Annotated in this window: 17 protein-coding genes and 1 pseudogene; 9 read left to right on the plus strand and 9 right to left on the minus strand. The window is 64.8% G+C overall.

Annotation, left to right across the window (positions count from 1 at the left end):
- Positions 1–19 precede the first annotated feature (19 nt).
- Together hemE and JV241A_RS11135 are read left to right on the plus strand one after the other, a co-directional pair.
- Positions 20–1,090, plus strand: coding sequence for a uroporphyrinogen decarboxylase (hemE, locus tag JV241A_RS11130; protein ID WP_258579208.1), 1,071 nt, complete (start codon positions 20–22; stop codon positions 1,088–1,090).
- Positions 1,083–1,511, plus strand: a complete 429-nt coding sequence (locus tag JV241A_RS11135) for a MarR family transcriptional regulator (protein WP_115086475.1) — start codon at positions 1,083–1,085, stop codon at positions 1,509–1,511. The genes hemE and JV241A_RS11135 overlap by 8 nt, the downstream gene beginning before the upstream one ends.
- A 77-nt stretch (positions 1,512–1,588) precedes the next feature.
- Here JV241A_RS11135 and mobA read toward each other — a convergent pair whose 3' ends face one another.
- The 3 genes from mobA to JV241A_RS11150 form a co-directional block, all read right to left on the minus strand.
- A complete protein-coding gene (gene mobA, locus JV241A_RS11140; RefSeq protein ID WP_115086476.1) occupies positions 1,589–2,164 on the minus strand; it encodes a molybdenum cofactor guanylyltransferase MobA in 576 nt (191 codons plus the stop codon).
- Between the two features lie 61 nt (positions 2,165–2,225).
- A complete protein-coding gene (locus tag JV241A_RS11145) occupies positions 2,226–5,354 on the minus strand; it encodes an efflux RND transporter permease subunit (RefSeq protein WP_134062488.1) in 3,129 nt (1,042 codons plus the stop codon).
- 11 nt (positions 5,355–5,365) lie between these two features.
- Complete coding sequence (locus JV241A_RS11150; protein ID WP_134062490.1) at positions 5,366–6,544, minus strand: efflux RND transporter periplasmic adaptor subunit; 1,179 nt, start codon at positions 6,542–6,544, stop codon at positions 5,366–5,368.
- Positions 6,545–6,700: 156 nt separating this feature from the next.
- On the opposite strand from JV241A_RS11150, the gene JV241A_RS11155 reads away from it, so the two are divergent.
- Entirely contained in the window at positions 6,701–7,402 is a 702-nt protein-coding gene (locus JV241A_RS11155; RefSeq protein WP_115086479.1) for a response regulator transcription factor, read from the plus strand.
- A gap of 6 nt (positions 7,403–7,408) precedes the next feature.
- Complete coding sequence (locus JV241A_RS11160; RefSeq protein WP_115086480.1) at positions 7,409–8,707, plus strand: ATP-binding protein; 1,299 nt, start codon at positions 7,409–7,411, stop codon at positions 8,705–8,707.
- Positions 8,708–8,722: 15 nt separating this feature from the next.
- On the opposite strand, the gene JV241A_RS11165 is transcribed toward JV241A_RS11160, so the two are convergent.
- From JV241A_RS11165 to JV241A_RS11175, 3 genes and pseudogenes are all read right to left on the minus strand, one after another.
- On the minus strand, positions 8,723–9,445 hold the full coding sequence (locus JV241A_RS11165; RefSeq protein ID WP_134062492.1) for a DUF4434 domain-containing protein: 723 nt from the start codon (positions 9,443–9,445) through the stop codon (positions 8,723–8,725).
- Positions 9,445–11,118 (minus strand): annotated as a pseudogene (locus JV241A_RS11170) (phage receptor); the annotation flags it as partial. The pseudogene JV241A_RS11170 and the gene JV241A_RS11165, both read right to left, overlap by 1 nt.
- 233 nt (positions 11,119–11,351) lie before the next feature.
- Positions 11,352–12,245 (minus strand): LysR substrate-binding domain-containing protein, encoded by an 894-nt coding sequence (locus JV241A_RS11175; RefSeq protein ID WP_166675681.1) that lies wholly within the window; start codon positions 12,243–12,245, stop codon positions 11,352–11,354.
- A gap of 98 nt (positions 12,246–12,343) precedes the next feature.
- Here JV241A_RS11175 and JV241A_RS11180 point away from each other — a divergent pair, with 98 nt between their 5' ends.
- From JV241A_RS11180 to yiaY, 3 genes are all read left to right on the plus strand, one after another.
- Complete coding sequence (locus JV241A_RS11180; RefSeq protein WP_115086484.1) at positions 12,344–12,772, plus strand: PACE efflux transporter; 429 nt, start codon at positions 12,344–12,346, stop codon at positions 12,770–12,772.
- Positions 12,773–12,950: 178 nt separating this feature from the next.
- Positions 12,951–14,513, plus strand: coding sequence for a threonine ammonia-lyase, biosynthetic (gene ilvA, locus JV241A_RS11185; protein ID WP_115086485.1), 1,563 nt, complete (start codon positions 12,951–12,953; stop codon positions 14,511–14,513).
- Positions 14,514–14,584: 71 nt separating this feature from the next.
- A complete protein-coding gene (gene yiaY / locus JV241A_RS11190) occupies positions 14,585–15,733 on the plus strand; it encodes an L-threonine dehydrogenase (protein ID WP_115086486.1) in 1,149 nt (382 codons plus the stop codon).
- A gap of 109 nt (positions 15,734–15,842) precedes the next feature.
- On the opposite strand, the gene JV241A_RS11195 is transcribed toward yiaY, so the two are convergent.
- Together JV241A_RS11195 and JV241A_RS11200 are read right to left on the minus strand one after the other, a co-directional pair.
- Complete coding sequence (locus JV241A_RS11195; RefSeq protein WP_134062498.1) at positions 15,843–17,195, minus strand: GntP family permease; 1,353 nt, start codon at positions 17,193–17,195, stop codon at positions 15,843–15,845.
- A gap of 99 nt (positions 17,196–17,294) precedes the next feature.
- The gene (locus JV241A_RS11200; protein WP_134062500.1) at positions 17,295–17,834 is read right to left on the minus strand and encodes a gluconokinase; all 540 of its coding nucleotides are present in this window, start codon (positions 17,832–17,834) and stop codon (positions 17,295–17,297) included.
- 206 nt (positions 17,835–18,040) lie between these two features.
- Here JV241A_RS11200 and JV241A_RS11205 point away from each other — a divergent pair, with 206 nt between their 5' ends.
- Positions 18,041–19,060 (plus strand): LacI family DNA-binding transcriptional regulator, encoded by a 1,020-nt coding sequence (locus tag JV241A_RS11205; RefSeq protein WP_115086488.1) that lies wholly within the window; start codon positions 18,041–18,043, stop codon positions 19,058–19,060.
- Between the two features lie 99 nt (positions 19,061–19,159).
- Positions 19,160–20,479 carry a PAS domain-containing methyl-accepting chemotaxis protein gene (locus JV241A_RS11210; protein WP_134062502.1) on the plus strand — a complete coding sequence of 440 codons (1,320 nt, stop codon included), beginning with the start codon at positions 19,160–19,162 and terminating at the stop codon, positions 20,477–20,479.
- Here JV241A_RS11210 and JV241A_RS11215 read toward each other — a convergent pair.
- Positions 20,454–20,860: Hpt domain-containing protein (locus JV241A_RS11215; RefSeq protein WP_134062504.1), on the minus strand; the 407-nt coding region annotated here is incomplete at its 5' end. The two genes, JV241A_RS11210 and JV241A_RS11215, sit on opposite strands and share 26 nt — an antisense overlap.

The following is a 20,860-nucleotide window of genomic DNA, read 5'->3' on the forward strand; positions in this document are numbered from 1 at the left end:
CAGTACGAGTTACCTGTCCTTGCACACTACAACCTTAATCAAGGCCTTGCTGCGTCAGCCGACAGCGCATACGCCGGTCTGGCTGATGCGCCAGGCCGGGCGCTACCTGCCCGAGTACCGTGAGCTGCGGGCCCGCGCCGGGTCATTCCTGAGCCTGGCGAAAACCCCGGACTTCGCTACCGAAGCCACCCTGCAACCGTTGCGCCGCTTCAACCTGGACGCGGCAATCGTGTTCTCCGACATCCTCACCGTGCCCGATGCCATGGGCCTGGGCCTGTACTTCGGCGCGGGCGAAGGCCCGCGTTTTCGTCATCCATTGCGTGACGAACAGGCCATCAAGCGCCTGCGCGTGCCCGAGCCCGAAGCACTGGACTACCTGTACCAGACTGTCGCCCAGGCCCGCCGGGCGCTGGACCCCAAGGTGGCGCTGATCGGCTTTGCCGGCAGCCCCTGGACCCTGGCCTGTTACATGGTCGAAGGCGGTCCGCCGGGTGATTTCCAATTGATCAAGAAGATGCTCTACCGCCGCCCGGAACTGCTCCAGCGCATACTCCAGGTCACCAGCCAGGCAGTGGCGAGCAGCCTCAATGCGCAGATCGAGTCCGGCGCACAGGCAGTGATGATCTTTGACACCTGGGGCGGGGCCCTGGCCGATGGCGCCTACCAGCGTTTTTCGCTGTTCTACCTGCGCGAGGTGCTGGCGCGCCTGCACAAGACCCACCACGGCCAGCGGGTGCCGTCGATCCTCTACACCAAGGGCGGCAGCCCGTGGCTGGCCGAGATGGCCGACAGCGGCGCCGACGCCCTGAGCCTGGACTGGACCTGCGACCTGGGCATGGCCCGACAACTGGTGGGCAACAGCGTGGCTTTGCAGGGTAATCTCGACCCCAGCGTCTTGCTGGGCGATGAAGCCTGTATCCGCCGTGAAGTGCAGCGTACCTTGCAGGCCTTCGGGCCGCCGGCCGCGGGCTTTGGCCATGTGTTCAACCTGGGCCACGGGATCTCGCCGGCCACCTCGCCAGAGGCGGTGGCAACGCTGGTGAATGCCGTGCATGAATTCAGCCGTGTGCGCGGAGGTGCCTATGCTTGACCCGACCTTCGACTTCGACCGGATGTTGTGCTTCTCGTTGTACTCGACGGCCAACGCCATGGTCCGTGACTACGCCGAGCCGCTGAAGAAGCGCGGCGTGACCTACCCGCAACTGCTGGTGATGGCCGGGTTATGGGGCCAGGACGATGTCTCGATCAGCGCCCTGAGCGAGCTGACGCTGTTCGACCTCGGCACCCTGACGCCGATCGTCAAGCGCCTGGCCGACAACGGCTTCCTCACCGTCTACCTCGACCCCAATGACCGCCGCCGGCGCAACCTGCTGCTGACCGACAAGGGCCGCGAGCTCAAGGCCGAGGCCGCACAGGTGTTCAGCAACATGGCCTGCAAGATCGACCTGGGCGAGGGGGAGGTGGAACAGGTGCTGGATGTGTGCCACCGGATCCGGTCGCGGTTGCGCTGAAGCTGGCCTCATCGCGGGGCAAGCCCGCTCCCACAGGACCACACAACCTCTGTGGGAGCGGGCTTGCCCCGCGATGACTAGTTGCGCAAAAACTCCGGAGTATTGAAATTGCTCAGGCGCGGGTCTCCCTCGGCGCACTCCAGCGCCCGCACCGGATGCTGGCGCAAGGTGCGCTGCACGCCCCGATCCCCATCAGCCCAGGCCTGCTGAAAATCAGCGCGCAAGGCACGGGGAATCAGGCTGAACATCGGCTGCCAGTAACCACCCTGGCGAACCATCGCCGGTTGCTGCTGGTCATTGGCCAGGCTCATCAGCTCGAGTATCAACGCACTGTCGATCAACGGCGCGTCACAGGCCAGCACCAGCAGCCAGTCATGCCGTGCCACCGCCAGCCCCGCCAATACCCCGGCCAGGGGCCCGGGAAAGTCCGCTTCGGCATCCCCCACCAACTGGTCGGCATAGGGCCGGTAGCGGTCCTGGTTGCGGTTGCAGGAAATGATCAGGTCGTCGGTCAGGGGCCGCACCACGGCGTGGATGTGGGCGATCAGCGGTTGGCCCTGCCAGTCGAGCAGGCCCTTGTCCTGGCCGCCCATGCGCTGGCCGCGGCCACCGGCAAGGATGAGGATGGAGCAGGGGGGAGGGGCGGCGGGCATGGTCAGGGTTCCTGGCGGTATCAGCCGATCACCTTCCCATGCACGCCGCGGTCTGTCCAGATCAGCTGTCGCTGGCCACTGGCGCAGGCGTCTGGCCCTTGGCCCGGCGCTTACCGGTCAGGCGCATCACCACGACAAAGAACACCGGCACGAACACCACCGCCAGGGTGGCGCTGAGCATGCCGCCGATCACCCCGGTACCGATCGCCTGCTGGCTGGCCGAGCTGGCACCGCTGGCAATCGCCAGGGGCACCACGCCGAGAATGAACGCCAGCGAGGTCATGACGATCGGCCGCAAGCGCAAACGCGCGGCCTTCACGGTGGCGTCGACCAGGTCGTGGCCTTCATCGACCAGGCTCTTGGCGAACTCGATGATGAGGATGGCGTTCTTCGCCGACAGACCGATCAGGGTGATCAGGCCGACCTTGAAGAACACATCATTGGGCATCCCGCGCAGGCTGACCGCAATCACCGCGCCAAGCACGCCCAGCGGCACCACCAGCAGTACCGAGGTCGGGATCGACCAGCTCTCGTACAGCGCCGCGAGGCACAGGAACACCACCAGCAGCGACAGGCCCATGAGGATCGGCGCCTGAGCCCCGGACAGGCGCTCCTGCAGCGACAATCCGGTCCATTCCAGGCCCATGCCCTGAGGCAGTTGATCGACCAGGCGCTGGATCTCGTTCATCGCCTCACCGGAGCTGTGGCCCGGTGCCGGCTCGCCCGACACGGCAATGGCCGGGTAGCCGTTATAGCGGGTCAGTTGCACGGGGCCGGTGATCCACTTGGCCTGGACGAACGCCGACAGGGGCACCATCTTGCCGTTGCTGTTGCGCACGTGAATCTTCAACAGGTCGTCGACCTGGCTGCGCTGGTCGCCTTCGGCCTGCACCACCACGCGCTGCATGCGCCCCTGGTTGGGGAAGTCGTTGACGTAGTTGGAGCCTACCGCGGTGTTGAGCACGTTGCCGATATCGGCAAACGATACGCCCAGGGCGTTGGCCTGTTTGCGGTCGACTTCCAGCTGCACCTGCGGGCTTTCGGCCAGGGCGCTTTCGCGTACGTTGACCAGCACCGGGCTCTTTTCGGCGGCGGCGAGCAACTGGTCACGCGCAGCCATCAGGCCGGCGTGGCCGAGGCCACCACGGTCCTGCAGGCGGAACTCGAAACCGCTGGAGGTACCCAGGCCATCCACCGGCGGTGGCAGCACCGAGTAGGCGATGGCGTCCTTGAGCTGGCTGAAGGCGGCGTTGGCGCGGTCGGCAATGGACTGGGCGCTGTCATCGCTACCGCGCTCGGACCAGTCCTTGAGGGTGGTGAACGCCAGCGCCGCGTTCTGGCCGTTGCCAGAGAAGCTGAAACCGAGAATCAGGGTGCTGTTACCGACGCCAGGTTCCGTAGCGTTATGCGCCTCGATCTGCGCTGCCACCTGTTCGGTGCGGGCACGGCTGGCCCCCGGCGGCAGCTGGATGTCGGTAATGGTGTAACCCTGGTCTTCGGTGGGCAGGAACGAGGAGGGCAGTTGGCTGAAGCCGTACACCAGCCCGGCTACCAGCACCACGTACACCAGCAGATAGCGGCCGCTGCGCTTGAGCGCCTGGATGACCCAGCGCTGGTAGCCATTGGTCAGGCTTTCGAAGCGGCGGTTGAACCAGCCGAAGAAGCCGGTTTTCTCGTGGTGCGAGCCCTTGGCGATCGGCTTGAGCAGGGTCGCGCACAGGGCCGGGGTCAGGCTCAGGGCGAGGAACGCCGAGAACAGGATCGACACCGCCATCGACACCGAGAACTGCTGGTAGATCACCCCCACCGAGCCTTTCATGAAGGCCATCGGAAGGAACACCGCCACCAGCACCAGGGTGATGCCGACGATGGCGCCGCTGATCTGGCTCATGGCCTTTTTCGTCGCCTCGCGCGGCGCCAGGCCTTCCTCGCTCATGATCCGCTCGACGTTCTCCACCACGACGATGGCGTCGTCGACCAGGATACCGATGGCCAGGACCATGCCGAACAGGGTCAGCACGTTGACCGAGAAGCCCAGCGAGAGCATCACCGCGAAGGTCCCCATCAGCGCCACCGGCACCACCAGGGTCGGGATCAGGGTGTAGCGGATGTTCTGCAGGAACAGGAACATCACCGCGAACACCAGGGCCATGGCTTCGAGCAGGGTGGTGATGACCTGCTGGATCGAGACCTTGACGAACGGCGAGGTGTCGTAGGGGATGTCGAACTTGGCCCCCGGCGGCAGGTAGCGCGACAGCTCGTTGAGCTTGGCTTGCACCAGGGTCGCGGTTTCCATGGCGTTGGCACCGGGCGACAGCTGCACGCTGAAGGCGCTGGTCGGCTTGCCGTTGAGGCGGGTGCCGTACTGGTATTCCTGGCTGCCGATCTCGACCCGGGCGACATCGCCGATGGTCACGGTCGAGCCATCCGGGTTGGCGCGCAGGACGATGTCCTTGAACTCCTGCACGGTGCTCAACTGGCCCTTGATCACCACGTTGGCGGTGATTTCCTGGGTGCCGGTACCCGGCAAATCGCCAATGCTGCCTGGCGCCACCTGGGCGTTCTGCGCCGCGATCGCGTCGTTGACGTCATCCGGAGTCAGGTTGAAGCCAATCAGCTTGGCCGGGTCGATCCAGATGCGCATGGCCCGTTCCGAACCATACAGCTGCGCCTTGCCGACACCCTTGAGGCGGCGGATCTCGTTCATCACGTTCCGGGCGAGAAAGTCGCTCAGGGTGACTTCATCGAGGCTGCCGTCCATGGCGGTGAGGGTCACCATCAGCAGGAAGCCGGTGGAGACTTTCTCCACCTGCAGGCCTTGCTGGGTGACCGGGCGCGGCAGGCGCGACTCGACCACTTTCAGGCGGTTCTGCACGTCGACCTGGGCCAGGTCCGGGTTGGTGCCCGGCTCGAAGGTGGCGGTGATGGTGGCGCTGCCCAGGCTGCTTTGCGAGCTGAAGTAGAGCAGGTTGTCGGCACCGTTGAGCTCTTCCTCGATCAGGCTGACCACGCTGTCGTCGATGGTCTGCGCCGAGGCGCCCGGGTACACGGCGTAGATTTCCACCTGCGGCGGCGCCACATCGGGGTACTGGGCCACCGGCAACTGCGGGATGGCCAGGGCGCCGGCAAGCAGGATGAACAAGGCGACCACCCAGGCGAAGACCGGGCGGTCAATGAAAAACTGCGGCATGAATCAGGCCCTCACTGGCCGTTGGACTGAACGATGGGGAGGGCGTCCTTGCCCGCGTTGTCGACCTCTACCTGGTCGCCGGCGCTGATGTGCTGCAGGCCTTCGACCACCACCCGGTCACCGGGGGCCAGGCCGTCGCTGACGATCCAGCGGTCTTCCTGCACGCTGCCCAGGACCACCGAACGCTCGCTGATGCGTTGTTCGGCATCCACCAGCATTACCTTCGGATTGCCGGCGCTGTCACGCAGGATGGCCCGCTGCGGCACACTGATGCCTTGCTGCTTGACCGCCTGCTCCAGGCGCACGCGGATGAAGCTGCCCGGCAACAGGTCGAGGTCCGGGTTGGGGAACTCGCTGCGCAGGGTGATCTGCCCGGTGCTCGGGTCGACGCTGATGTCCGAGAACAACAGCTTGCCCGGCAGCGGGTAGGGGGTGCCGTCGTCCTGGATCAGCGTTGCGCTGGCCTGGTCCTGGCCCACCTGCTGCAGCTCACCTGCACGCAAGGCGCGGCGCAGGGCATTGAGCTCGCGGGTCGACTGGGTAACGTCGGCATGGATCGGGTCCAGTTGCTGGATGGTTGCCAGCGGCGTGGTTTCGTTCTGCCCCACCAGGGCGCCTTCGGTGACCAGGGCACGGCCGATGCGTCCGGAAATCGGCGCGGTGACGGTGGCGTAGCCCAGGTTGAGCTTGGCCCGCTCCAGGGCGGCCTTGGCCGCGGCGACATCGGCGTCGGCCTGCAGGAAGGCGGCGCGGGCGTTGTCATGGTCCTGGCGGCTGATCGCATTGATACCGATCAGTTCGCGATAGCGCTGGTCCTGCAAGCGGGCCTGGAACAGCGTGGCTTCGGCGCGGGCCAGGCTTGCGCGGGCGCTGTCGAAGTCGGCCTGGAACGGCGCCGGGTCGATGCGAAACAGCACATCGCCCTGTTTGACGTCGCTGCCTTCACGGTACACGCGCTTGAGCACCACGCCTGCGACCCGCGCACGCACCTCGGCGGTCCGTGGGGCCAGGATGCGGCCATTGAGCTCGGTGGTGATCGCCAGCGGCTGGACGCGCACGGTCTCGACCTTGACTGCGCTTGGCGGGGCCTTTTCTTCGGCAGGCGATTTATCGTCGCAGGCGCTCAGGGCGAAGGTGATCAACAACAGCGGCACCAGGGCGCGCAGACGGACGGGACTTGTACTGGACATGCGGATCTTCCGAAAATGACCCGGCAATGCTAAGGCAGGCGACCGACGGGCAACAGTTAAGCTGTGTAGGCCAAATGTAAAAAAGTGTGAAGCTTTACCCAGCGAGCGCTTGAGCTCTTATATCCTGCCTGACTTTCCCAGCCTGTCAAACTACCCATGCCCAATATTCTCCTGGTCGAAGATGACTGCGCCCTGTCCGAACTGATCGCCAGCTACCTGCAGCGCAACGACTTCAGCGTCAGCGTGATTGCCCGTGGCGATCATGTCCTGGCCGAAGCCCGGCGCAACAAGCCGGACCTGGTGATCCTCGACCTGATGCTGCCGGGCCTCGATGGCCTGCAGGTATGCCGCTTGCTGCGCGCCGAGTCCCAGGCCCTGCCGATCCTGATGCTGACCGCCCGCGATGACAGCCACGACCAGGTGCTGGGCCTGGAAATGGGCGCCGACGACTACGTGACCAAACCTTGCGAGCCGCGGGTGCTGCTGGCCCGGGTGCGCACCTTGCTGCGCCGCAGTTGCATCAACGAACCGCGACTTGAGAGCGACCTGATCGTGGTCGGAGGCCTGCGCATCGACCTGGCCGAGCGCAACGTGTTCTGGCGCGAACAGCCGGTGGAGCTGTCCAGCGGCGAGTTCAACCTGCTGGTGGTGCTGGCGCGCAATGCCGGCGTGGTGCTCAGCCGCGACCGCATCCTCCAGCAATTGCGCGGCATCGAGTTCAACGGCACCGACCGCTCGGTGGACGTGGCGATTTCCAAGTTGCGGCGCAAGTTTGACGACAGCGCCGGCGAAGCGCGCAAGATCAAGACCGTGTGGGGCAAGGGCTACTTGTTCAGCCGCGTCGAGTGGGAGTTCTAGCGGCCCATGCTGAAGATCCTCATCCGCCTGTACCTGATCACCATCGTTGCCTATGCCGGGGCGATCTTCCTGATCCCGGATGCCATCGTCGGCGCCTTTCACCAGCGCTTCATCGCCTACAACCTCGACCAGGCGCGGGGCGTGCAGCGGTTGATCGTCAAGCAGTTCGAGCAGGTGCCGCCCAGTGAATGGCCGGCCAAGGCCAGGGAGCTGGCGGCGGATTTCGCTCCGCTGCAGATCGAGTTGCGCCGCCAGGATCAGATCGGCCTGTCGTACGAGGAGCGTGACCGTCTCAACGCCGGCCAGAACGTCGTGCGCCTGGGGGATTGGGGCTATTACGAAACCGCCCTGGCGCCGCTGGACGACACCTGGCTGGTGGAGCTGAGCAACCCGCCCGACCCGCTGGACATCAGCCTGCTGTCCTGGGTAGTGACCGTCCTGATTGGCGCCGCCCTGCTCGGTTGCCTGCTGTTCTGGGTCTGGCCGCACTGGCGCGACCTCGAACGGCTCAAGGAAACCGCCCGACGCCTGGGCCAGGGCCAGTTGTCGGAGCGCACCCATATTCCGCCGCGCTCGAACATCGGCGAACTGGCCCAGGTGTTCGACACCATGGCCCAGGACGTCGAGCGCCTGCTGACCCAGCAGCGCGAGCTGCTCAATGCCGTGTCCCATGAACTGCGCACGCCACTGACCCGCCTGGACTTCGGCCTGGTGCTGCTGTTCGACGAGGTGCCGCCGAACTGCCGCAAGCGTCTGCTGGAACTGGTCGGGCATGTGCGCGAGCTGGATGAACTGGTGCTTGAACTGCTGTCCTACAGCCGCCTGCAGAACGTCGATCAGGCCCGCGAGCGGGTCGAGGTTTCGCTGCTGGAACTGGTCGACAGCATCCTCGGCAGCTTTGCCGAGGAACTCGATGGTCGCGGCATCGAGTGGCAGGTGCGCGCCGACGACAACCTGCCGCGTTTCATCCTCGACCCGCGCCTGACCGCCCGCGCTTTACAGAACCTGGTGCGCAACGCCATGCGCTACTGCGACGGGCAGATCCTCCTGCGTCTGAGCCTCGACCCCCAGGGCCATTGCCTGCTGACCGTGGAGGATAACGGCATCGGCATCCCCCACGACCAGCGCGAGCTGATCTTCCAGCCGTTCTACCGCCTGGACCGCAGCCGCGACCGCACCACCGGCGGCTTCGGCCTGGGCCTGGCGATCAGCCGCCGGGCCATTGAAGGCCAGGGTGGCACGCTGACGGTGGGGCAGTCGGCGCTGGGTGGCGCGCAGTTCAAGATCAGGCTGCCACGCGGTTGATGGGATGTCCTGGCCTCAGTGTGGAACAAGGGGTGCTTGCGCAGTGACGATATCGATGCTCGCGGGCAGGGCGTCCAGGTAACCCTGGCGTACCAATGGAGCCAGGCGTGAGCTGCCGAGGCCATCCTGCCACCAGACCCGCAGCTTGAGGCTGGCCAGTTGCTCGAGCCAGCGGGCGTTGACTGCCGGGCTCAAGCGTCCGGTACTGAAAGCGCTGATATGCAGGGGCGCATCGAGGCGGCGGTTGAAGGCCTGCAACTGGGTGTATAGCGCCTGGCGGCGATCAGCACTGTGAAAGTGCAGGTCGTCTACCGTCATCGGTAGGTACCAGCCTGTAACGGGCAGTTGCCACTGTTCGCGCACTGTGCGTTGCTGGGCCAGGGACTTGCCCAGCTGGGTTTGCCAGTAAGCCATCAGGCCGACGCCGTCCAGTTCGTCGATGTGCTGATCGTAGGCCGCGTCCCGGTACAGCCCCAACACCAGCTGCAGGCCTTGTTCGTGGGCCAGGCGCAAGGTGTTGGCCAGCCATCCCTGGGCGCCACCGAAGTCGTTGGCGCCGTAGGCGCTCCATTGCACGATCAGGGTCTTGCCGCCCTGGGGCGCGGCGGCTTTCCACAGCGTGCGCCATTGCGCCTGGCTCAGCTGCGCGTCGCGCTCCAGCGGTTGGTAGAACAGGTGTTCGTCAGCCGTTGCCGACAGGCTCAGGGCGAACAGCAGCACAGCGATCAAGCGGCGCATCAAATGGTCAACTCCGCACCCAGCAACAGGCCGTTGGCATGTTCATAAAGATTGCCGCCCAGCGATTGCTGGTATTCGGCGCGTACTTTCAGCGAGCCGCGATAGGCGTTGTAGCGGTCATCGTCGAACCACCACTGCCAGCGCAGGCCCAGACCCGTGCGCAGGTCCTGTCGCCAGTCGTTGCTCGGATCCTGGCTTGAGAACTCGAGAAAACCGTACGGCATCAGGGTTTGCGCCGTGTCGCTGGGCAGCTTCCAGGTGTGCCCGCGCTGGTAGCGCGACAGCCATTGGTGATCGCCTGCGCGGGTCCACCAGGCGGCGTCGTGGTAAAGGAAGCGCTCGTCCCACTCGTCCTCGTCAGCCCGCCAGTCGTTGCGCCATTTGCCCTGGTCAAGGAACGAGGCGGTCGCGCGCAGCAGCAGGTCGTTACTCGTTTCGGCGTGGCCGCGCAGGTCGCCATAGTTGTCGCCGACCTTGCTCGGGCTGATCAACTGGCCGAGGGTCAGGCCGCCGTACTGGGCATCGTCGATCTGGCGCTGGTGATAAAGCTCGCTGTACAGGTTGATGTTGCGGGTACCGAAGGGCTTGTAGCGCAGGCCGACACCGGTGCCCATGGTGTGCGCGTAGTCGGTGCGGCCAGTGCCTGCGAACAGCACCCGGCCATAGACCGAAAGCGTCCTGCCGTTGCGGCTCGGCTCGTCGCCCAGAGCGTGATCCCACATCGCCATTTGCACGTTCTGCGAGGTGCCACGGCGCTCTTTACGGTCATCGCGAACGTTGTCGTTGGTCGGCATCCCGGCGGGTGCCCAGGTGCTTGCCAGGGTAATACTGTCGCGCCGCGACAATGCCTCGTGAACCCGGCGCTGATGGTACGTGCGTGCGGCCAGGCTGCCGAACACCTGGTCACCGTCGACCAGTTCCTGTTCGACATCCAGTACCCGGCGCAGCGCCTTGCGTGCAGCGCGGTTGTTTTCCACTTCGACATAACGCCAGGCCAGGGCTTCGCCGATCCGGTAGTCCTCGGGAAGGGCGCGGGTGGCGCGCTCAAGGTAGGGGATCGAGCGGGCTCGGGTCGCTTGATCTTCGGCGCCTGCCAGGCGCATGCCGTAGTCGGCGCTGTAGCGCGGCTGCTGCGGTGCCAGGCGCACGGCTTCGGCGAGCCAGGCGGTGCTTTGCTGCAGGTGGCCAGATTGCGCTGCGGTTACCGCTGCGGCGTAGTAACGATCGGCGCGGGGCTGCTGCTTGAGGACCTGGCGCTGGTAGTCCATGGCATCCTGCTCCTGGAGTTCGCGCTGGGCGATGGCGGCGCCTAGCGCCCAGTCATCGGCCGTTACAGGCGTTGCCTGTTTCCAATAGGTGTGCGCCAGGTAAGAATTGTCGGCATTCAGCGCACTGCGCGCGGCAGTAAGGCGGGCACTGGCGGTCCACTCGCTGTCGGCCAGGCTTTTCCAGATCGCCAAGGCGGCAATGGAATCACCCGAGGCTTCCAGGGCTTGGGCCAGCGGCAGGCGGCTGCCGCTGTCGCCGAGGTCTTCGGCGGCCTGGTAGTAGACCACCGCTTCACCGGGGCGCTCGGGCATGGCGCAGTCGCCCAGGGCGCGCAACTGGCTGACGTCGACAGGGTAAGCGGGCGTTGTCTGACGCAGTTGCTCGCACGGGCCGCTGTCGGCCAGGCTGGGAGCGGCGTAAAACCACAGCAGGACGCTGGCCAGTTGCATCGGCCCACGCAGGTGCTGGTTGATAGAGTGATGACTGACCCGCTTAGGTAGCGCGGCATCGTCCTGATGCATGTCGAGAACCGCGAGCATGAGCCGGGTCTCCTCCTTCTGCCAAGGGGCTGGGATAGGGGGGTTGCAAGCCGAGAGGCGCAGCAGGGTAATCAATTTGTGCGCGAGTTTGAACGGATTTAATTCGGTGCGGAGCAAATAGCGCTGCCCAGCCAATCCAGAAACGCCCGCAGCGCAGGCTCGCGCTCGCGGCCCGGCAACCACACCGCGCTGTACTGCGCGGCCGGCAAGCGCACCTCCGCGCGCCACGGTTGCAGCAAACCCTGGCGCACGCTGTCGGCCACCAGCACGTTGCTGGCCAGCACCAACCCATAGCCGGCAGCGGCCGCCTGCAGGGCATGGTGCTCATCGTCATAGTGATGAAAACGCGCCCGCTGCAGCCAGTCTTCACACCCGGCCAATGCACACCAGCGGGCCCAGTCGATGACCACGCCACTGACCGAAATCCACGGCACCTCGATCAACGACAGGGGCCGATTGGCAGGCAGCGGCTGCCAGCCGGGCGGGGTGTATACCGAGAAATGCTCGGCCAGCAACGGCAACCGCTGCAACGCCGGGTCAGGATTGAATTCGGCACGCAAGGCCAGGTCGAAACGGTGCTCGCGCTGCAGGTCGACCACCTCGCTGCCGGTCAGCACCCGCACTTGAATGTCTGCGTGGCGGCGATGGAAATCACCCAGCCGCGGGATCAGCCACGCGCTGGCAAAGGCCGCGGTAGTGGTCAAGGTCAGTTGCTGGCGATCGCACGGCGGTTGCAGGGCATCGACGCTGCGCTGCAGGTTGGCCAGGCCCTGGTGCACCTGCAGGTACAGACGCTCGCCGGCTTCGCTGAGCCTGACACCTTGGCTGCTGCGCTCGAACAGCAGCAGGCCGAGGTGCGACTCCAGGCGTTTGATCTGGTGCGACACCGCCGCCGGGGTGACCGCCAGTTCGTCGCTGGCAGCCTTGAAGCCGCCCAGGCGGGCCGCCGATTCGAAGGTGCGCAGGGCAGTCAGGGGCAGTTTGGCGAACACGGTGCTCAAGCCAATTGAGGGAGGCTCAATTTAGCTCAATTGAACCGGCGCCTCAACGCGGCTAGGGTGGGGCTTCATTGACGCTCAGGGAGCCGGACATGCAAGGCAAGGCGCGCAAGATCGTCCAGGCCATTCTCTACGAAACCATCGCCGTGCTGTGCGTGGCGCCGGTCTTGTCCTGGGCCTTCGATGCCGGCATGGCCCACTCCACGGTGCTGTCGCTGATTCTCTCGGCGGTGGCCCTGGCCTGGAACATGTTCTACAACTGGGCGTTCGAGTACTGGGAGGCGCGCCAGGCCCAACGCCAGCGCACGCTGTGGCGGCGTTTTCTCCACGCGCTGGGCTTTGAAGGCGGGCTGGTGCTGATCCTCTTGCCGGTGGTGGCCGGCTGGCTGCAGATCAGCCTGTGGGCGGCGCTGTTGACCAACCTGGCGCTGTTCGTGTTCTTCTTCGGCTATGCCTTTGTCTTCCAGTGGGCCTTCGACCGGGTGTTCGATGTGCCCGATTCTGCGCGTGAGCCGGCTTGACTTTGCCCGGGCGGCTGCGCTAGTTTCGTGGGCATGAACACATTCCTGCAGTCGTCTCAGCACAGCATTATTACCGCCATTATCGTTTTGGCGGGCTAGCTGACACTTGCACCGAACCCGCCCTGGAGGCGGGTTCTTTCTCTCTCTCCTGGGCACTTAAAAAAACCAGGAGTCACCGATGACCAGCCTTGCCGTTAGCCCCCGTACACCGTCCGCGCCGCTGAGCCTGCTGTCCGACTACGTGCGGCGCATTCTTGCGGCCCCGGTTTACGACCTGGCGATCGAAACGCCCCTGCAAGCGGCGCCGGCCCTGTCGCGCAGCCTGGGCAACCAGGTGCTGCTCAAGCGGGAAGACCTGCAACCGACCTTTTCCTTCAAGATCCGCGGTGCCTATACCCGCCTCAGTCGCCTGAGCCCGGCCCAGCGCCAGCGCGGGGTGATCACCGCTTCGGCCGGCAACCATGCCCAGGGTGTCGCCCTGGCGGCTCGCGAGCTGGGCATGCGCGCCACCATCGTTATGCCGACCACCACCCCTGAACTCAAGGTTGAAGGCGTGCGTTCGCGCGGTGGCCAGGTGGTGTTGCACGGCGAAAGCTTCCCCCACGCCCTGGCCCATGCCCTGAAGCTGGCCGACAGCGAAGGCGCAACCTTCGTGCCGCCGTTCGACGACCCGGACGTGATCGCCGGCCAAGGCACCGTGGCTATGGAGATCCTCCGCCAGCAACCGGGCGAGCTGGATGCGATCTTCGTGCCGGTCGGTGGCGGCGGCTTGATCGCCGGCATCGCTGCCTACGTCAAATACCTGCGCCCCGAGGTCAAGGTGATCGGCGTCGAGCCGCATGATTCCAACTGTCTGCAGGCCGCTATGGCCGCCGGCGAGCGGGTGGTGCTGGCCCAGGTCGGCAGCTTTGCCGAGGGCGTGGCGGTGGCGCAGATCGGCGCGCATTGCTTTGAGCTGTGCCGCCACTATGTCGACGAGGTCATCACCGTCAGCAGCGATGAGCTGTGCGCGGCAATCAAGGACATCTACGACGACACCCGTTCGATCACCGAGCCGTCCGGTGCCCTGGCGGTGGCCGGGATCAAGAAGTACGTGGCCCGCGAAGGCGTGCAGGGGCAGACCCTGGTGGCCATCGACTCCGGTGCCAATGTCAACTTCGACCGCCTGCGTCATGTGGCCGAGCGGGCGGAACTTGGCGAGCAGCGCGAAGCGATCATCGCTGTGACAATCCCAGAGCAGCCGGGCAGTTTTCGCGCCTTTTGCCAGGCCCTGGGCAAGCGCCAGATCACCGAGTTCAACTACCGCTACTACCCGGGCAAAGAGGCGCGGCTGTTCGTTGGCGTGCAGACCCATCCGCAAACCGACCCGCGCGACAAGCTGCTGGCCAGCCTGCGCGAGCAGGGCTACACGGTGCTCGATCTGACCGACAACGAACTGGCCAAGCTGCATGTGCGCCACACCGTGGGCGGGCATGCCGGGCCGGGGGCGGACGAGCGCGTGCTGCGCTTTGAATTCCCCGAGCGTCCGGGGGCTTTGCTGGGCTTTCTCGAGCGCCTGGGCAAACGCTGGAACATCAGCCTGTTCCACTATCGCAACCACGGCGCCGCCGAGGCGCGGGTGTTTGCCGCCCTGGAAGTGCCGCAGGACGAACAGGCCAGCCTGCCCGAGGCGCTGGACGCCATGGGCTACCGCTACTGGGACGAAAGCGACAACCCGGCCTACCGGCTGTTCCTCGGCTGACTCAGATCAACACGGAGCAGGGCAGACAGGCGGATCCTCAAGGCAAAGGTACATTGCATGAGGATCTCGCCATGAGCAGCACGTTTTTCATTCCCGCCGTCAACATCATGGGCATCGATTGCCTCGAAGAGGCGATGGCTGCCATTGCCGGATACGGCCTGCGCAAGGCCCTGATCGTCACCGACGCGGGCCTGGCCAAGGCCGGGATTGCCGAGCGCATTGCCGAAATGCTGGCGATGCGCGACATCGACTCGGCGATCTTCGATGGCGCCAAGCCCAACCCGAGCATCGCCAACGTCGAGCAGGGCCTGGCGCTGTTGCAACGCGAGCGTTGCGACTGCGTGATCTCCCTGGGCGGCGGCTCGCCCCATGACTGCGCCAAGGGCATTGCCCTGTGCGCCACCAACGGCGGGCATATCCGTGACTACGAAGGGGTTGATCAGTCGGCCAAGCCGCAGTTGCCGTTGATTGCCATCAACACCACGGCCGGTACGGCAAGCGAAATGACCCGTTTCTGCATCATCACCGACGAAGCGCGCCACGTGAAAATGGCCATCGTCGACCGCAACGTCACGCCACTGCTGTCGGTCAACGACCCGGCCCTGATGGTCGGCATGCCCAAGGGCCTGACGGCGGCCACCGGCATGGATGCGCTGACCCACGCCATTGAAGCCTACGTCTCGACGGCCGCCACGCCGATCACCGATGCCTGCGCCATCAAGGCCATCGAGCTGATCAGCGCCAACCTGCGCCAGGCCGTGGCCGACGGCAGCGACCTCAAGGCCCGGGAGAACATGGCCTACGCCCAGTTCCTCGCCGGCATGGCCTTCAACAATGCCTCCCTGGGTTACGTGCATGCCATGGCCCACCAGTTGGGCGGTTTCTATGACTTGCCCCATGGTGTCTGCAATGCGGTGCTGTTGCCCCATGTGCAACGCTTCAACGCCAGCGTCAGTGCGGCGCGCCTGCGTGATGTGGCCAAGGCCATGGGCGTGGAGGTCGGCGCCATGAATGCCGAGCAGGGCAGCGCTGCGGCCTTGGCGGCGATCGAGAACCTGTCGCGGGCCATTGATATCCCGGCAGGGTTGGCGGTGCTGGGGGCGAAGGAGGCGGACATTCCGACGTTGGCCAGCAATGCCCTGAAGGACGCCTGCGGCCTGACCAACCCGCGGGTGGCCAGTCAGGGGGAGATCGAGGCGATCTTCAAGGCAGCTTTTTGATCTGATGTACTAGCAAGGCGTTGCCTTGCATCGCTGGCAAGCCAGCTCCCACACCGAACCTGTGGGAGCTGGCTTGCCAGCGATGGGCTGCGCAGCAGCCCGCAGATATTCAGACCACCAACGACAGCAGCATGATAAAGATGATCCCGACCACCGACAGGATGGTCTCCATCATGCTCCAGGTCTTGAAGGTCTCGGCCACGGTCATGTTGAAGTACTGCTTCACCAGCCAGAAGCCGGCATCGTTGACGTGCGACAGAATCAACGATCCCGCGCCGGTCGCCAGTACCAGCAACTCACGGTTGACCCCCGGAATCATGCCGATCACCGGCGCGACGATCCCGGCCCCGGTGATGGTTGCCACCGTCGCCGAGCCCGTGGCGATACGAATCACCGCCGCCACCAGCCAGGCCAGCATGATCGGTGAAATCTCGGCCTGCACGGCCATCTGCCCGATCACATTACCCACGCCGGTATCCACCAGCATCTGCTTGAAGCCACCACCGGCACCGACGATCAGGATAATCGCCGCGGTGGGCGCAAGGCTTTGATCGAGCAGCTTCATGATCTGCTGCCGAGAAAACCCGCGCGCCGCGCCAAAGGTGTAGAACGCCAGCAGCAGGGCCGCCAGCAGGGCGCTGATCGGGTGGCCGATCAGGTCCATCCACTGACGGACGATATGCTCGGCCGGCAGTACCACGTCGGCGAAAGTTTTCAGCAGCATCAGGAACACCGGCAGCAGCACGGTGATCAGGGTGATGCTGAAGCTTGGCAGGTTCTGCTGGTCGGACTCGCGGGCGATCTGGTCCATCAGCTCCTTGTTCGGATTGCCCGGGATGTACTTGGAGATGAAGTTACCGTACAGGGGACCTGCGATGATCGCCGTGGGCAGGGCGACGATCAGCCCGTAGAAGATGGTCTTGCCGATGTCGGCATTGAAGATGCCGATGGCCAGCAGCGGCCCCGGGTGCGGCGGCACCAGCCCGTGGACCACCGACAACCCGGCCAGCAGCGGAATGCCGATCTTGATCAGCGACACCCCGGAACGCCGGGCGACGATGAACACCAATGGAATCAGCAATACGAAGCCGATTTCGAAGAACAGCGGAATGCCGACCAGGAAGGCGGCGAACATCATTGCCCAGTGCACTTTCTGTTTGCCGAAAGCGCGGATCAGCGTCTGGGCGATCTGGTCGGCGCCGCCAGAGTCGGCCATCAGCTTGCCGAGCATGGTGCCCAGGGCCAGGACGATGCCGACAAAGCCGAGCACGCCGCCGAAACCGTCCTGGAACGATTTCATCACCTTGGCCACCGGCATGCCGGAGGTCAGGCCGAGAAAGCCGGCGGCCAGGGTCAGGGCGACAAAAGGGTGGACCTTGAAGTGGGTAATCAGCAGCACCAGGCCGATGATAGTGACGACTGCATCGAGCAGCAGGTAGGTATCAGTTGCCAAACCAAACATGGTTCAGTGCCTCGTATTGTCATTTTTGTGGGCGGAACATTTGTAGCGTTTACGGGTCGAGACAGCGCTATCTTGGGTGAGCCGAGAAAACAGCCAGGGTCAGGCCGTTCGCGCCAGCAGCGGTTCACCGCAGGGCTTTAGCCACTGGTCTACCTCGATGGCCAGCTTGTCCACCGGCAGGGTGGCGTCCAGGGGCAGGGTCAGCGGCTCGCCATGAGGCGGTTCGAGGGCGGCGAACTGGCTTTCGATCAGGCTGGCGGGCATGAAGTGGCCGGGGCGGGCCAGTACCCGGCGTTCGGCTTCTTGCGGGGTGAGTTCGAGGAACACGAAGCCCAGGTCCGGCACGGCGTGGCGCAGGGCATCGCGGTAGCGCTTCTTCAGCGCCGAGCACGTGAGGACCGGCCGTGCGCCGCTTTTGAGGGTCCGTTGCAGTTCTTCACCGAGGAGGATCAACCAGCCAGCGCGGTCGTCGTCGTCCAGGGGAATGCCGGCGCTCATTTTCTGGATGTTGGCAGCAGGGTGAAAGGCATCGCCTTCGATCAGGCGGCCGCCGCTATGGCTGGCGATGGCGGCACCGACGCAGCTCTTGCCGCAGCCAGCTACGCCCATTACCACGATTGCGGACAAGGGGGGATTCATCGGTACCTCCTGCAGGGCAAGATAGCGCTATCTTGAAGCGAGACGGCTAATGTCTCGAGCGCTTCCCACCCAGATGTTATTGATCTTGTAAAAGCAGTCTGGATGCTCATTCCTGGGCTCATGCAGTTTTGCATTGCCTGTGGTCTGAGACAGCGCTACCTTAGTGCCCGTTCCCCATTCTTTGCAAGTCGAAAATAAAACCTGTCATGACCCGCATCGGCTCCCGTACTACCGGTCGTCCCACCCTGGCTGAAGTGGCCAGGCTTTCCGGGGTTTCCCCGATTACTGCTTCGCGTGCGTTGCGCGGGGTCAGCACGGTGGCACCGGAGCTGGTCGAGAAGGTCCAGGTCGCCGCCGCCAGCCTTGGCTACGTGGCCAACCCGGCAGCACGGGCGCTGGCCTCGGCACAAAGCCAGTCGATCGTGGTATTGATCCCGTCGTTGTCCAACCACCTGTTCATCGACACCCTGGAGGCCATCCACGAGGTGATGCGGCCCCGTGGGCTTGAGGTGCTGATCGGTAACTATCACTACGATATCGCCGAAGAAGAGAACTTGATCCGCAACTACCTGGCTTACCAGCCGCGTGGCATCCTGCTCACCGGTTTTGATCGCAGCGACGTGGCCAAGCAGATGCTGGCCGCCAGCGGCGTGCCCTGTGTGCACATGATGGAGCTGGGCGGTGAGGCCCAGGCCATGTCGGTGGGTTTCTCTCAGCAGGAAGCGGGCAGGGCGGCGGCGCGGCATCTGCTTGAGCGCGGCTGCAAGCGCCCGGGCTTCATCGCCGCGCAGCTTGATCCGCGGGTAATGCAGCGCGCCGAGGGCTTTCGCCAGGCCCTTGCCGAGGCCGGTATGGATGCCCACGCCCGGGAAATGCTGGCGCCGCAGCCTTCTTCAATCGGCCTGGGTGGTGAGCTGTTCGCGCAGTTGCTGCAGCGCCATGCCGACGTCGACGGCATCTTCTTCTGCAACGACGACCTGGCCCAGGGCGCCATTCTCGAAGCCCTGCGCCAGGGCATCAAAGTGCCGCAGCAAGTGGCGATGGTCGGGTTCAACGACTTGCCTGCCTCGGCGCACATGGTCCCGCGCCTGACCTCGATTCGCACCCCGCGCGCCGCCATTGGCCGTTGCGCCGCGCAGGCGCTGTTGGGCCTGCTCGATGGCAAACGTGGGCAAGTGCAAAGCCAGGACCTGGGCTTTGAGCTGATGGTTCGCGAAAGCAGCTGAAACCGCCAGTCGGCGGGCGTTGCACGGTGATGTCATAGTGCTTGCATGGCGCCAATCGCCATCTATGCTCAGCAAATCCCGAGCATGGAGTGTTGCAAAATGTTTGATTTGCATCGTAAGTCCGATCTGGCTGAAATCGAGCGTTGCACCCAGGCCTTGGGCCATATGACTGCCAAGTTGGCGGCGATCAGCCGCTCGATGGCGATGATCGAGTTCAGCCCCGACGGGATCATCCTCGACGCCAACGTGCACTTCTGCAAGACCATGGGCTACGGCGTCGAAGAGATTCGCGGCAAGCACCATCGGATGTTCTGCGACGAAGCCTTCAGCAAGAGCGAGGAGTACCGCCAGCTATGGCGCGATTTGGGTCGTGGTGAAGCGCGCAGCGGCACCTTTGCCCGTGTTGACAAGCGGGGCCGCGAAGTCTGGCTCGAGGCCAGCTACATGCCGGTGCTGGGTGCCCAGCAACAGGTCACCAGCGTGATCAAGGTCGCCTCCGATATCACCCAGCGGGTGCAGCACGAGCACGAGACCGAAAGCCTGATCAACGCGATCAGCCGCTCCATGGCGATGGTCGCGTTCACTCCGGATGGCAAGGTTATCGAAGCCAACCAGAATTTCCTCGACACCATGCATTACCGCCTCGACGAAGTGGTCGGCAAGCACCACAGCCTGTTCTGCCACAAAAGCGAAAGCGAGTCAGCGGCCTACAAGGCATTCTGGGCGTCGCTCAACCGTGGCGAGTACCATTCCCACCGTTTTGAACGGATCAACAAACTGGGGCAGATGGTCTACCTGGAGGCTTCCTACAACCCGATCTTCGACACCCGTGGGCGCCTGTACAAGGTGGTCAAGTTCGCCAGCGATATCACCCGCCAGGTCAGCACCCAGCAGACCGCCGCCGAATCGGCCCACGCCACCTCGGTGCAGAACGACGCCTGCGCACGCAAAGGCTCGCAGGTGGTGCAGCAAACCGTGCAGGTGATCGAGGAAATCTCCCAGGACCTCAACGCCGCAGCGCGCAGCATCGATGCGGTGAGCAAGCAGTCGGAGCTGATCGGGCAGATCGTCCAGACCATCCGCAGCATTGCCGATCAGACCAACCTGCTGGCGCTCAACGCCGCCATCGAGGCAGCCCGGGCCGGCGAGCACGGGCGCGGGTTTGCGGTGGTGGCCGATGAGGTGCGTAACCTCGCGGCGCGCACCAGCAAGGCGACCCTGGAGATTGTCGAGGTGGTGCGGCAGAACCACGACCTGTCGTTGACCGCCGTGGCCAGCATGCAGTCGAGCCTGAGCCGCACCGGCCTTGGCGTGGAGCTGGCCAATGAAGCCGGCGAGGTGATCCTGGAAATCCAGCAGGGCTCGCAGCACGTGGTCGATGCGATCAGCCAGATCAACTCGACCTTGCAGTTGCACTGACCCGCTGGACGAGCTGGCCGTCGAGAGTCTGCAGGCTCAGTTCCAGGTCGTTGGCCAGTGCCTGCAGTTGCTCGATGCCGGCGTCGCCGATGCAGGCTTGCTCGAGCGCTTCGCAGCGCTGCACCACGCCACGAGCCTTGAGCATCTTGGCACCGCCCTTGATGCGGTGGGCCAGGCTGCGCAAGGCATCGCGCGCAGGTGCCGGGCCGAGGGCGCGCAGGGCCTTGAGGTCTTCGCTGTTGCTCAGGGCCAGTTCCCGTAGCAAGCGCTCGACCAGCTGCGGATCACCCAGGGTCAGGTACCTGAGGTTGTCGACGTCGAAGCCGCTGGCATGCGCTTCAAGGGCATCATTGGCCAGCGGCTTCGACGTCGACAACCTCA

Origin of the sequence: Pseudomonas sp. JV241A (genome assembly GCF_900275665.1) — a bacterium.
Classification (GTDB): domain Bacteria; phylum Pseudomonadota; class Gammaproteobacteria; order Pseudomonadales; family Pseudomonadaceae; genus Aquipseudomonas; species Aquipseudomonas wadenswilerensis.

Bases quoted from the DNA above. Each gene is read 5' to 3' on its own strand.
- mobA (WP_115086476.1), bottom strand. From the start codon at position 2,164: ATGCCCGCCGCCCCTCCCCCCTGCTCCATCCTCATCCTTGCCGGTGGC.
- JV241A_RS11165 (WP_134062492.1), bottom strand. From the start codon at position 9,445: ATGCGCCGCTTGATCGCTGTGCTGCTGTTCGCCCTGAGCCTGTCGGCA.
- JV241A_RS11180 (WP_115086484.1), top strand. From the start codon at position 12,344: ATGCAAGGCAAGGCGCGCAAGATCGTCCAGGCCATTCTCTACGAAACC.
- JV241A_RS11160 (WP_115086480.1), top strand. From the start codon at position 7,409: ATGCTGAAGATCCTCATCCGCCTGTACCTGATCACCATCGTTGCCTAT.
- JV241A_RS11205 (WP_115086488.1), top strand. From the start codon at position 18,041: ATGACCCGCATCGGCTCCCGTACTACCGGTCGTCCCACCCTGGCTGAA.
- yiaY (WP_115086486.1), top strand. From the start codon at position 14,585: ATGAGCAGCACGTTTTTCATTCCCGCCGTCAACATCATGGGCATCGAT.
- JV241A_RS11145 (WP_134062488.1), bottom strand. From the start codon at position 5,354: ATGCCGCAGTTTTTCATTGACCGCCCGGTCTTCGCCTGGGTGGTCGCC.
- JV241A_RS11155 (WP_115086479.1), top strand. From the start codon at position 6,701: ATGCCCAATATTCTCCTGGTCGAAGATGACTGCGCCCTGTCCGAACTG.
- JV241A_RS11200 (WP_134062500.1), bottom strand. From the start codon at position 17,834: ATGAATCCCCCCTTGTCCGCAATCGTGGTAATGGGCGTAGCTGGCTGC.
- JV241A_RS11135 (WP_115086475.1), top strand. From the start codon at position 1,083: ATGCTTGACCCGACCTTCGACTTCGACCGGATGTTGTGCTTCTCGTTG.
- JV241A_RS11210 (WP_134062502.1), top strand. From the start codon at position 19,160: ATGTTTGATTTGCATCGTAAGTCCGATCTGGCTGAAATCGAGCGTTGC.
- JV241A_RS11150 (WP_134062490.1), bottom strand. From the start codon at position 6,544: ATGTCCAGTACAAGTCCCGTCCGTCTGCGCGCCCTGGTGCCGCTGTTG.
- JV241A_RS11195 (WP_134062498.1), bottom strand. From the start codon at position 17,195: ATGTTTGGTTTGGCAACTGATACCTACCTGCTGCTCGATGCAGTCGTC.
- ilvA (WP_115086485.1), top strand. From the start codon at position 12,951: ATGACCAGCCTTGCCGTTAGCCCCCGTACACCGTCCGCGCCGCTGAGC.